Annotated in this window: 8 protein-coding genes and 2 pseudogenes; 9 read left to right on the forward strand and 1 reads right to left on the reverse strand. The window is 54.0% G+C overall.

From position 1 onward, the window contains the following. Positions 1-54 precede the first annotated feature (54 nt). The gene (locus BQ7483_RS01195; RefSeq protein ID WP_072544543.1) at positions 55-1,398 is read left to right on the forward strand and encodes a sensor histidine kinase; all 1,344 of its coding nucleotides are present in this window, start codon (positions 55-57) and stop codon (positions 1,396-1,398) included. Next, on the forward strand, positions 1,395-2,096 hold the full coding sequence (locus BQ7483_RS01200; RefSeq protein ID WP_072544544.1) for a response regulator transcription factor: 702 nt from the start codon (positions 1,395-1,397) through the stop codon (positions 2,094-2,096). The genes BQ7483_RS01195 and BQ7483_RS01200 overlap by 4 nt, the downstream gene beginning before the upstream one ends. 155 nt (positions 2,097-2,251) lie before the next feature. Here the strand turns inward: BQ7483_RS01200 and BQ7483_RS01205 are convergent, their stop codons facing one another. Then, positions 2,252-3,058 (reverse strand): EFR1 family ferrodoxin, encoded by an 807-nt coding sequence (locus BQ7483_RS01205; RefSeq protein ID WP_072544545.1) that lies wholly within the window; start codon positions 3,056-3,058, stop codon positions 2,252-2,254. Positions 3,059-3,352: 294 nt separating this feature from the next. Between BQ7483_RS01205 and BQ7483_RS01210 the strand changes: the two genes are divergently transcribed. The 7 genes and pseudogenes from BQ7483_RS01210 to BQ7483_RS01245 form a co-directional block, all read left to right on the forward strand. Further along, positions 3,353-4,903: an ATP-binding protein gene (locus BQ7483_RS01210; RefSeq protein ID WP_072544546.1), complete on the forward strand. Its 1,551-nt coding sequence runs from the start codon at positions 3,353-3,355 to the stop codon at positions 4,901-4,903. Between the two features lie 25 nt (positions 4,904-4,928). After that, the gene (locus tag BQ7483_RS01215) at positions 4,929-6,458 is read left to right on the forward strand and encodes a DUF3843 family protein (protein ID WP_235847281.1); all 1,530 of its coding nucleotides are present in this window, start codon (positions 4,929-4,931) and stop codon (positions 6,456-6,458) included. A gap of 43 nt (positions 6,459-6,501) precedes the next feature. Continuing rightward, entirely contained in the window at positions 6,502-8,052 is a 1,551-nt protein-coding gene (locus BQ7483_RS01220) for an ATP-binding protein (protein ID WP_072544547.1), read from the forward strand. A gap of 58 nt (positions 8,053-8,110) precedes the next feature. After that, the gene (locus BQ7483_RS17955) at positions 8,111-9,331 is read left to right on the forward strand and encodes a transglutaminase-like domain-containing protein (protein WP_072544548.1); all 1,221 of its coding nucleotides are present in this window, start codon (positions 8,111-8,113) and stop codon (positions 9,329-9,331) included. Positions 9,332-10,093: 762 nt separating this feature from the next. After that, positions 10,094-10,201: pseudogene (locus BQ7483_RS18355) on the forward strand (DUF4121 family protein); the annotation flags it as partial. Positions 10,202-10,361: 160 nt separating this feature from the next. Then, positions 10,362-11,381: pseudogene (locus tag BQ7483_RS17960) on the forward strand (N-6 DNA methylase); the annotation flags it as partial. Beyond that, positions 11,368-13,301: N-6 DNA methylase (locus tag BQ7483_RS01245; protein ID WP_139247489.1), on the forward strand; the 1,934-nt coding region annotated here is incomplete at its 3' end. The pseudogene BQ7483_RS17960 and the gene BQ7483_RS01245, both read left to right, overlap by 14 nt.

The raw sequence follows: 13,301 nt of genomic DNA on the forward strand, positions 1-13,301 counted from the left end.
AAACGCCCGATTGTTAAGAGATTGTTATATCTTTGCCGACAAATCGAGACACCTATGCCCGGCAAATACATCAAAATAGTCACCTTTCTGAGTCTGATTGTCATTGTGGCCATCCAAGGCTCGTGGCTGGTCCACACCTATCGGCTGATAGAGGCGGAACTGTTGCAAGTCGGCAACCGCCTGTTCCCGCAGGCCGTTGTGGACGAGGCCAAGGCGCGTCTCGACCGGCTAAGCGACACCCAAGGCGAGGACATCACCCTCAGCTTCTCTACGAATTTCGACTATCAACAGGAAATCGACCAGACGCTGTTCGAGTATCTGACGGTACTTACCAACGATTACGCCGACTCCATCTATCACTCGTCCATCTCCCTGCCGCTGGCCGACTCCATCTTCGCAGCCCGTCTGGCGCAAGAAGGGTATCAGGCCCAGGTGAAATGCCAGCTGGTCGACTCCCTGGGCATTCCCCTTCAGGAAGAGGACGCTTCTGCCTGGCACCATCCGTTCAAGACACTCCAGACCGATCCCGTCTACCTGAACAGAGCACATACGCAAGCCGTGCGGGCCACCATCCTGAACCCTTACTGGATTGCCATCCGGCAGATGAGCGTCCTGCTCGTGGCCACCGCCCTGCTGCTGGTCTTCGTGGCCGGATGCATCGTCTATCAGGTACGCATCATCATCCGCCAGAACCGGATAGCCCGCCTGCGGCAGGACTTCACCTACGCCATGATCCACGACATGAAGACGCCTATCACCACCATCTCCATGACCGGGCATACACTGGAAAGCGGCCTGCTGGACCGGAACCCCGAACTGAAGAAGCAGTACTTCGCCATCCTGCACGAAGAGAGCGCCCACCTGCTCGGCCTGTCCGAAAAGATTCTGACCATCGCCAAGCTGGAGCAGTCGCGCCTGAAGCTGGCGCAGGAACCGGTCAGCCTCCCCGCCCTGTTCGACGAGCTGACGCAGAAGTACCGCGTCAAGACCGACAAGGAGGTGACCCTTGAAACCCATTGTCCCGACTCCCTCCTGGTGACGGCCGATGCCGAATACCTGAAGGAAGCCCTCGGCAACCTGATAGACAATTCGCTGAAGTATTCCGACGAACGTGTCACCATCCGCCTCTCTGCCGAAGAGCAGAACCGCCACATCCTCATCCGGGTGTGGGACAACGGCTGGGGCATCCCGCTGAAACAGCAGAAGCACATCTTCGAGAAGTTCGACCGCGGCGGGCTGGAATACAAAAAGGAGAAGAAAGTGTCCGGCTTCGGCCTGGGTCTGAACTTTGTCTACAAAGTCATCACGGCCATGGGCGGAAGCGTTTCGGTAAACAGTATAGAGGGCAAGTTCAGCGAATTCACGCTGACGCTGCCCGTTCCAAACGAGAAACTATGATACGAGTATTGCTGGTAGAAGACGACAAGAACCTCTGCTTCATCCTGAAGAGCAGCCTGGAGCAGATGATAGGCGGTTACGAAGTGACCACCGCCCCCAACGGCCGGGAAGGGCTGGAACTGCTGGAGCAAAAGGAGTTCGACGTGATTGTGTCCGACGTAGAGATGCCGGTCATGGACGGCATGACCATGGTGCAGCACATCCGCCGACACCATCCCCGGCTGGCCATCATCTTCATCACGGGACTGACGACGGCGCGCGACGTCATCAACGGCTACCAGTCGGGCGCGGACTTCTACATCAAGAAGCCTTTCCTGCCCGAAGAGCTGGATGCCCACATCCAGGCCGTGCTGAAAATCAAACAGAGTACGCCCGCCCCGCAAGCCGAAGAAGCTACCGCGGAAGAAGGATATGCCATCGGCAGCTACCGCTTCCTGCCCTCGCAGCACCAGCTCTGCCACGGCACGGATCGCCAGGCACTGACGCCCAAAGAAGCGCAAATACTCGAAATGCTCTGCCGCCGGAAAGGACAGGTGGTCCGGCGCGACGACCTCCTGACCGCCGTATGGGAAACGGCCGACTTCTACTCCTCGCGCAGCCTGGACGTCTTCATCACCAAACTCCGCAAATACCTCTCCCAAGACCCCGCCGTCACGCTCAAGTCGCTGAAGGGGGTCGGCGTCTGTCTGGAAGACTAAGCCTCACCGCCCTCCCACGAAGCACGGCATGAGGGTGTGACGCAGTGCTTCGTCACCCCCTCACGAAGCACTTCCTGACACCCTGACGAAGCACTGCGTCAGAGGGTCACGAAACACCGTGTCAGGAAGGCAGAACGAACAAAGTCCGCATGCCCTTATTTACGGGGACAGGTATAGCTGCCCTTGCCCCGGGTTTTCGAGCCATAAGCGATGGCGTGCGTGGGGCAGTAGTGGTAACAGGCCAGGCAGTTAAGACACCGGCCGTGCCAGACGGGCATGTGTTTGCCCTCACGCTGGGGGTGTACAGCCGTCAGCGTGATGTTGCCCACGGGACAGGCCTCCACGCAACGCCCGCAACCGATGCAGGCATCCGCGTCGGCACGGAACGCCTTGTCCGACGTCATGAAGCGGACGAAGAGCGGATAGACCACGCCGGTCTTCAGCCCCGGCACACTGCCCTGCCAGGTAAAGTCGCCCCGCACCCCTGCCCTGATTTGCTCCGCCACCTGCCGGACGGCGGCCGGAGCGGCAGCCAGCTTGCGGTCGCGCACCTCGGCGCGGTCCACATCGAAGCCGGGGAAGAGGACATACGTGTTGGGCATGAATACCGTGAAGCCGGCATCGGCCTGCAGACCGGTCCGTGCCACGGCCCGGCTCCACAAGCGATAGGTGCGGCCCGCATCGTCGCCGCAGGTTGCCAGCAGGCCGACGTAGTTCTGCCCGGGCACATACCCCTGCACGTCCATCGACGCCAGCACGTCCGCCAGATACTTCGGCAATCCCCACGAATGCACGGGGAAGACGAAGACCAACGGCTCGCCCCCGGCCAACGTCACCGTCAGCCGTTCCGCTCCCGGCCTCAGGTACGGGCCCATATCCATCACCGGCTGGCCGTCCAACTCCCGGGCCAGCAAGGCCGCCACATAGCGGCTGTTTCCTGTTGCTGAAAAATAGAGTATCATAATGTTTCCATAACAACCATCACGCCCCGTTCGTTCATCGGGCGGGGCTTCTGTCGGCAAAAATAAGGATTAATCCGCTCTGTCCGTGCAAACCGCCTCAAGAAAAAGGCCGCCATCGGCCGCCTGCCAACAAAAAGCCTCTACAAACACGTCGCGTTGTTCCTTCCTTTTACTGTTTTTGGATAAAACAGGATGCGGCTCGGCAGAGTCAAACTGAAAAACTTTGCTTTTCGTTTGTCTCTGCTCTCACCTTTCACTATTTTTGCAAAAACGACCATTTATCACAGAGAAGTCATGAGCAAGATTTATCCGGTAGGCATACAGAGTTTTGAAGAAATACGTGAAGGCGGCTATTGTTACGTTGACAAAACCGACCTGATTTATCAATTAGTAAAAACAGGCAAATATTATTTCCTGAGCCGTCCGCGCCGCTTCGGCAAGAGCCTGCTCATCTCTACGCTGGAAGCCTACTTCCTGGGAAAGAAGGAACTCTTCAAGGGACTGGCCATGGAAGGACTGGAAAAGGACTGGACGACGCACCCCGTACTGCACCTCGACCTGAACACACAGAAATATGATACGCCCGAGGCACTGAACAATGTTCTGGAAGAGAACCTGAACTATTGGGAAAGCCTCTACGGCGCCTCGGAGAGCGAAATCGGAGTGGCCCGCCGCTTCAACGGCATCATCCGCCGTGCGGCAGAGAAAGCGGGGCAGAAAGTGGTGGTACTGGTAGACGAATACGACAAGCCCATGCTCCAGGCCATCGGCAACGAACCGCTGCTCACCGACTACCGCAACACGCTGAAAGCCTTCTACGGCGCCCTGAAGTCAAATGACAAGTACCTGCGTTTCGCCCTGCTGACGGGTGTGACGAAGTTCAGCAAGGTCAGCGTGTTCAGCGACCTGAACAACCTGATGGACATTTCTCTGTCCAACCGTTTTGCCAATATTTGCGGCATTACAGAAAATGAGCTTCACCGCGATCTGGAAGAGGACATCCGGCTTCTGGCCGAGGCCAACGGAATGAACGAAACCGAAGCCAGACAGACACTGAAAGAATGGTACGACGGCTATCACTTTGCCGAAAATACGGAAGACATCTACAACCCGTTCAGCCTGCTCAATACGCTGGCCGAAATGAAGTTCGGCAGCTACTGGTTCGAGACAGGCACGCCCACCTTCCTCGTGGAGCTGCTCCAGCGCAGCAAGTACGACCTGCACCGCCTGACCGAGGAGATGGCCACCGCCGACTCGCTGGGCGGCATCGATACGATGGAGACCAACCCCGTCCCCATCCTCTACCAGAGTGGCTACCTCACCATCAAGGGGTTCGACAAAGAATTCAGAACCTACGAACTGGGCTTTCCCAACAAGGAAGTGGAAGAAGGTTTCACCAAGTTCCTGTTGCCCAACTATGCGTCTCTTTCTTCGGGCAACCCCTCTTTCGAGATAAGCAGCTTCGTCCGGGAAGTCCGAGGCGGCAACATCGACGCCTTCATGCGCCGCCTCCAGAGCTTCTTTGCCGACACGCCCTACGAGCTGGCGCGCGACTTGGAACGGCACTACCAGAACGTGCTCTTCATTGTCTTCAAGCTGCTGGGATTCTACACCCGGGCGGAATACCGCACGTCCAACGGCCGCATAGACATGGTGGTGAAGACCGACCGATACATCTACGTCATGGAGTTCAAGCTGGACGGCACTGCCGAAGAAGCCATCCGCCAAATCAACGAGAAAGGCTACGCCGCCCCCTTTACCTCCGACGGCAGAACCCTCTATAAGATTGGTGTCAACTTCAGCAACGCAATCCGGGGGATAGAGAGGTGGATTGTTGAAGAATAAACTAATTACACAGAAAATCCACAATATGAAAATTCAGAAATTATATCCCAAGCACTGGTTAAACTACCATCCGTATAAGCAGACCGATGATGTTGACCAATATTATACCGGCATTGCCAATCAGATTAATCGGATATTGCATACCATAGGAGTAAACGAAGATGAAGACGGCTACGCCAACATGTCTCTCATCCTGTCAGCCTGGTTTGAGGACATCATTTCGCAAACCCATATTTGGGAAACGTTTACCGAAGAATGCCAAAAGCGTTACGGCGCACGTCTCCCTTTCTACCCCATAGGAACAGACTACATATCCGATGAAATCAACATGGAGGATGTCCGATTCATACTGTGGCACATCCTGCAACGGCAATACGAAGGCGATCGTGTCATCAATCCTGAAAATCCGGGTATCCGAATGGCTGCCGAACAAATCTACGCCCTGCTGTCCAAAGAATATGAGACTGCTCCCGAAAACAAACGGATGCAGACATATTTCCATGCGCCGGAGCTTGGTCCCAAAGACTTTCTGGTCTACAGAAAAAGCTTGGAATGGTTTCACTACCAATGTTACTTCACGGCAGGTAATCAGGACCAACTCTATGACGCGATTGAAGAAGTCCAAGCAAGCAATACCATCGATGACATTGAACAGCTGGACATTTTGTGCTACGCCCAACAGGTGGCCCTGCCGTTCAGAAGCCGGAAGAACCTGCTCTCACTGACTTCATCCGAATGGCTGGCACGCATCTGGAAGCGGAATGGCTGCAAAGCCGGTCCGTGGGAAACGGTTGAAAGCCTTGCAGACAATCATTACCTTTATATAGAAGAAGACGATTCCTGCATCTACCTCCAAAGTTTGTGTGGCGAAAAAAAGACATTCGCCGTCGACAAAGAGTCGCTTAACCTCAACCAAACACACGACTTGAAACCCGAACAATCCATCGTCAGCTGTATGCTCGTCCGATACGGAGAAACCTGGTGGCAGAACGGTGCCATGCTTGTCAACGACAAAACTCCACAATGGGACGACATATTGCAAGAGCAAGACCATAAGATGAATCCCATACACAACCGGAAAGCCTTCGAACATTTTGTGCAGGCCAGCGGCGGCAAGCCATTCGTTTATTGTCGCAACAAGAAAGAACTCGAAATTTTCTTCAGAGAGAAAATGGGATATCAGATAAGAACAGGAATGACCTTCCCGGAAATCGGAAAATCCGGTGCTCTTCTGATGGCCACTCCGCAAACAGGACTTCATATACAGTTGGAACTGACAGAATGCATCTGCTCGCCAGACAATCCGGCTTACAACCGGGAGGAAGCCGAAGCACAAGCCTTCCTTTTCTTTGTCAACCCGGACGTCATCCCCTACGAATTGAGTTGTCTGTTGCAGGACAAAGGGCTATTGCCTGACGCCTGTATCAACAGTCTGCATGGTCAGCAGCATGGAAAAGCTCTGCTGCACAACAATGCATGTTTCCTGACGGACTATTATTTCCACCGATATAGAGAAAAGGATTTCAAGAACTCTTTATTGGAAAAATTCCTATGAAATTGGTACTTTTGTAAAAACAATAACTTATCACAGAGAAACCATGAGCAAGATTTATCCGGTAGGCATACAGAGTTTTGAAGAGATACGACGGGGAGGCTATTGCTATGTTGACAAGACCGCCTTGATCTATCAACTGGTAAAGACTGGCAAATATTATTTCCTGAGCCGTCCGCGCCGCTTCGGCAAGAGCCTGCTCATCTCTACGCTGGAAGCCTACTTCCTGGGGAAGAAGGAACTGTTCAAGGGACTGGCCATGGAAGGACTGGAAAAGGACTGGACGACGTACCCCGTGCTGCACCTCGACCTGAATGCCCGGAAATATGTGGACGCTTCTTCACTGAACGCCATCCTGAACCAGCACCTGGAAAGCTGGGAGGCCATCTACGGCGACGAGAAGAAAGACCGTGCTCCCGAAGAGCGTTTTGCCTGGCTGATCGAGAAGGCCTGCCGTACCACCGGACGAAACGTCGTCGTACTGGTGGACGAGTACGACAAGCCCATGCTCCAGGCCATCGGCAACGAACCGCTGCTCACCGACTACCGAAACACGCTGAAAGCCTTCTACGGCGTACTGAAAAGCTGCGACAAGTACCTGCGCTTCGCCCTGCTGACGGGTGTGACGAAGTTCAGCAAAGTCAGCGTGTTCAGCGACCTGAACAACCTGATGGACATTTCTCTGTCCAACCGTTTTGCCAACATCTGCGGCATTACAGAGAACGAACTCTACCGCAATCTGGAGGAAGACATCAGGCTTCTGGCCGAGGCCAACGGAATGAACGAAACCGAAGCCAGACAGACACTGAAAGAATGGTACGACGGCTACCACTTTGCCGAACATACGGAAGACATCTACAACCCGTTCAGCCTGCTCAACACGCTGGCCGAAATGAAGTTCGGCAGCTACTGGTTCGAGACAGGCACGCCCACCTTCCTCGTGGAGCTGCTCCAGCGCAGCAAGTACGACCTGCACCGCCTGACCGAGGAGATGGCCACCGCCGACTCGCTGGGCGGCATCGACACGATGGAGACCAACCCCGTCCCCATCCTCTACCAGAGCGGCTACCTCACCATCAAGGGGTTCGACAAAGAATTCAGAACCTATGAACTGGGCCTCCCCAACAAGGAAGTGGAAGAAGGTTTCACCAAGTTCCTGTTGCCCAACTATGCGTCTCTTTCTTCGGGCAACCCCTCTTTCGAGATAAGCAGCTTCGTCCGGGAAGTCCGAAGCGGCAACATCGACGCCTTCATGCGGCGCCTCCAGAGCTTCTTTGCCGACACGCCCTACGAGCTGGCGCACGACTTGGAACGGCACTACCAGAACGTGCTCTTCATTGTCTTCAAGCTGCTGGGATTCTACACCCGGGCGGAATACCGCACGTCCAACGGCCGCATAGACATGGTGGTGAAGACCGACCGATACATCTACGTCATGGAGTTCAAGCTGGACGGCACTGCCGAAGAAGCCATCCGCCAAATCAACGAGAAAGGCTACGCCGCCCCCTTCATCTCCGACAGCAGAACCCTCTATAAGATTGGTGTCAACTTCAGCAATGCAATCCGGGGGATAGAGGGGTGGATTGTTGAAGAATAAATCCTATATTTGCAGCCCGAACAACCTATTGACAACCCCCTTTTAAACAGAACGCACAATGAAAAGACTGAAAGGACACCTGCTGATCTTACTCTTAAGTTTGGTATGCTTCACAAGCCTGTCGGCGCAAACCGATGCCGAGCGGAAGTTCATGGCCGTCGTCGACTCGCTGAACGCGCAGCTCCTCGACGCATATACCGGAAAGGACTATCCGGCCGCCGAAGCTATCTGCCGGAAGATTATCGACTTCTACGACGCACACGCGGCGCAACTGGCCGAGGGCTATGCCTACTTCAAATACTCCAGCTACTACAACATGGCCTGCGTCCAGGCGAAACAAGGGAAAAAGCAAGAAGCCGCCAGCAACCTGCTCAAGGCGCTGGACAGCGGAAAGATGGAAGTGAGCTACAGCAAGATAACCCACGAGGAAGACCTGAAAGGCATTCTGGACGCGGCCGAGCTGCAACCTGCCCTGCAGCGACTGAAAGAGACCACCGATTACCTCTATATCCTGCAAAATGCACCGGAATACACCCGCACGCAGCCAGCCGACAGCCTGCCCCGGATTGTCTATGCGCAGGCCGACGAGCCCGACCTGAAGCGCGTCCGTGACTATTTCCGGCTGGACAGCGTGGCCGTGGCGGGCGACGAACTGGGCACCATCAAACGCATCCTGACCTATATCCACAACAAGATACGCCACGACGGGCAGAACGGCAATCCGACGGGCGGATACAACTCCATCAACTTTGCCGAAGCCTGCAAGGACAGCAGCCGGGGCCTGAACTGCCGCGGACTGGCCACGGTGCTGAACGAGTGCTACCTGTCGATGGGCATCCCGTCGCGTGTCATCACCTGCATGCCGAAGACGTACATCAACGACTGCCACGTCATCAACGCCGTCTACTCGTCCACCCTCGGCAAGTGGCTCTGGATAGACCCCACAAACAATGCCTGGGTGACCGACGACCAAGGCAACCTGCTGAGCATACAGGAAGTGCGCGCACGCCTCAGGAGCGGCCAGCCCGTCCGGGTGAACGAAGAGGCCAACTGGAACAATGAAAAGAAGGCCACGACGGAAGAGTATCTGTACGAGTACATGGCCAAGAACCTGTTCTACCTGGAAAGCTGGACGCGCTACGGCTTCAATACGGAAAGCGACCGGGAGAACCCCATCAACTACATCTTCCTGCAACCCACCGGCTGCGACAGCAGCCAACGGCGCCCAAGGAACTTCTCCGTCAACGACGACCGGTACTTCTGGCAGGCTTCCTTGTAAGAAGCATTATACTTGTCAAATAATCTAACCGCATCGTTTCTCCCGGTTCCAAATTCTTTCAGAGAGCCATTGGAGCCTCCTCTCAGCAGGTTTCAAACCAAAGGGGGGAATGTTTGAAACATTCGGCCCTTATGTTTTAAACATAGGGGCCGTAGGATTGAAACCCACTTTCGGGCCGTTTTTCAAGGGAAGTCCGAAGCACGGACAGATTGTAAGTTATTCTAACCGTCCGCGCGCCATACGGCAAGCCAGGATGCAATGCGGCAGAATCAAATTGAAAATTACATTTTCATTTGCTTCTGCCCTCACCTTTTCCTATATTTGTTGTAATCAGGTAGGTTTTATTTGACTATCAACAGATTGGATAAAACTCGCACGAGAACGGGCAATGGATAAGAAAAAGCCGGACTGTTCCGAACCGCCATATTTCTCATGCTTTCAAATAACTCTTTATCTCACCTGCAAAGATAACATTTCTTTCTGAAAAGGCCATATAAACGGCTGCAATCTTACGGAATAAAAACATATCGGGAAAAACAAGCATACCGTAGCCGAGTCCCCATAACCACAGGCAAAGGTAATTCGTGTTCTTCCCGTACAAGCAAGGCCAAGCCCTTCGGGTTCGTGGAAAAAATCATCCTCGCCCCGGAGGGCTTGCGGTATTTTTTCCCGAAGCCTTGCATGTACGGAACACGACCTTTTTAGGCCTGTAGTTATGGGAACTCCGGCCCCAGAAGCCGGACTAACAAAAAATCAAATGTTATGTTACAGGCAACAAAGAACAAGTACACGGTGGAAACACTCAAACCACTGAACATTCTGTACGATCATGAACACTGGCTGACACAGCAGGACGTGGATATGGCCAACGGNGCTTCAAGGACAGCCAGGCCGCAGAGAACTGCTACAGAAGGCTGCGGCTGGATGAAATCACACTCAGAGAAGAGTGATTCATGAAATACTTATTCAGACACCCCGTAAGACATCCTTGCGGGGTGTCTTCGTTTCCAACCATTAAAAAAGAAAAGACATGTATGCCATCATACCCCAACAGATTCCCCAGGACAGGCGTGCCGAGATCAACGAGAAAATCCTTTTCGCCATAGACTCCGGCAAGGACCTCGTTCCGAAGGAAAGCATCTACAACTGCTACACGGGAATCGGAGGACTGCACAACCTCAGGCAGTCGGATTTCACCAGCTACCATGAATACGCCGAGGCCAAGAAGGAATTCGAGATGGGACAGTTCTTCACCCCGCACGACATATGCCGGAGCATGGTGGAGACCCTTTCTCCGACATCGGCGGAAATGGTACTTGACATGTGCTGCGGCATGGGCAACTTCTTCAACCATCTGCCCAACCTGCACAATGCCTACGGATTCGACATTGACGGCAAGGCGGTGGCCGTTGCCAGATACCTCTACCCGGAAGCTCATATCGAGAAATGCGACATACAGCTGTACAATCCCGAACAGCGTTTCGACATCATTGTCGGAAATCCGCCCTTCAACCTGAAATTTGATTACAGGCTGTCGCAGGAATTCTACATGGACAAGGCCTATGACGTGCTCAACCCTGCCGGAATCCTGATGGTCATCGTCCCTCTCTCCTTCATGCAGAACGAGTTCTGGGAAAAGACACGCGTGGCGAAAATCAACTCGAATTTCTCCTTCATCGGCCAGACCAGGCTGGAACATTCAGCCTTCTCTACGGTGGGCGTACAGAATTTCGCAACAAAAATCATGGTATTCCTCCGCCGTTCCCTCCATATTGAAATGCAGCCCTACAACGCGGAAGAGTTTGTCAGCATGGATGAGCTGAAGAAACGCATAGCCGAAGTGCGGAAAATGAAACACCGGCTGCGCCTCCAGCTGATGCGGGAGTGCAACCATATAGACAAAGAAGAGCTGGAACAGTTCGAGTACAGGCTCGCCAAATACATGTACGAGCTGAAAGCCCATGCCGTGCTGAACAGGCATGTCGAAAAGGCGGAGGCGCTGGTGTCCAAATTCCGCAACCAGAAACCGCCGGAAAATGCCACCCGGGAACANCCAGGACAGGCGTGCCGAGATCAACGAGAAAATCCTTTTCGCCATAGACTCCGGCAAGGACCTCGTTCCGAAGGAAAGCATCTACAACTGCTACACGGGAATCGGAGGACTGCACAACCTCAGGCAGTCGGATTTCACCAGCTACCATGAATACGCCGAGGCCAAGAAGGAATTCGAGATGGGACAGTTCTTCACCCCGCACGACATATGCCGGAGCATGGTGGAGACCCTTTCTCCGACATCGGCGGAAATGGTACTTGACATGTGCTGCGGCATGGGCAACTTCTTCAACCATCTGCCCAACCTGCACAATGCCTACGGATTCGACATTGACGGCAAGGCGGTGGCCGTTGCCAGATACCTCTACCCGGAAGCTCATATCGAGAAATGCGACATACAGCTGTACAATCCCGAACAGCGTTTCGACATCATTGTCGGAAATCCGCCCTTCAACCTGAAATTTGATTACAGGCTGTCGCAGGAATTCTACATGGACAAGGCCTATGACGTGCTCAACCCTGCCGGAATCCTGATGGTCATCGTCCCTCTCTCCTTCATGCAGAACGAGTTCTGGGAAAAGACACGCGTGGCGAAAATCAACTCGAATTTCTCCTTCATCGGCCAGACCAGGCTGGAACATTCAGCCTTCTCTACGGTGGGCGTGCAGAATTTTGCAACAAAAATCATGGTATTCCTCCGCCGTTCCCTCCATATTGAAATGCAGCCCTACAACGCGGAAGAGTTTGTCAGCATGGATGAGCTGAAGAAACGCATAGCCGAAGTGCGGAAAATGAAACACCGGCTGCGCCTCCAGCTGATGCGGGAGTGCAACCATATAGACAAAGAAGAGCTGGAACAGTTCGAGTACAGGCTCGCCAAATACATGTACGAGCTGAAAGCCCATGCCGTGCTGAACAGGCATGTCGAAAAGGCGGAGGCGCTGGTGTCCAAATTCCGCAACCAGAAACCGCCGGAAAATGCCACCCGGGAACAGATAAAGGAATGGGAACGCAAGAAGCTGACCACCGGCAAGGTTCTCGGCATCATCCGCAGGTACATCACCTCGCAGAACGTGGTGCCGCGCAAGGAAGTGGCATTGGTGAAGACATCCTACGGCTTCAAGCTGAAGCAATATGCCCCGCGTCTGCTTGACAAGGTCACGCACAAGGCCGCAGGCATCAACGACCTCATACTCGGAAGGGCCGAACTCCCGATGCCGGAAAACGTCACAGAAAAGAACATGCGGCAGATCCGTGCCGCCAGTAAACTGATACGGCGCAAACAGAGGCAATACGAGACCCAGAATCTCCAGTTTGCGGAAATGCGGGAAGATGCCGGCCTGAAGGAATACCTGGACCGCACCACATTCATCAACAAGGACGGTGAAGTCTGCGAATTCACGGACTTGCAGAAACACGACCTGAACCTCGTGTTGCAGAAACGCTACGCCCTGCTGAACTGGCAGCAGGGTTCAGGCAAGACCGCCGCCGTCTATCACAGGGCGAAATACCTGCTCAAGTTCAGAAAGGCAAAGAACGTCATCATACTTGCCCCGGCCATCGCCACCAACATGACCTGGATACCGTTCCTTACCATAAACAAGGAACGCTTCCGTACAATACAGACCGCCGGCGACCTCAACAACATACCGGAAGGGACATTCCTTGTCGTCTCCACCTCCATGCTCCGGAAACTGAAAAGAGGACTGATGCGTTTCGTGAAACGCACTTCCGGCAAGCTGTGCCTTGTCTTCGACGAGTCGGACGAAATCACCAATCCCACATCGCAGCGTACAAGAAACATCCTGTGCATATTCAGGAGGCTCAGGTACAAGATCCTCGACACGGGAACAACCACCCGCAACAACATCGCGGAACTGTACAGCCAGTTCGAACTACTCTACAACAACTCCGTAAA

The organism is Mediterranea massiliensis (assembly GCF_900128475.1).
Lineage (GTDB): Bacteria > Bacteroidota > Bacteroidia > Bacteroidales > Bacteroidaceae > Bacteroides > Bacteroides massiliensis_E.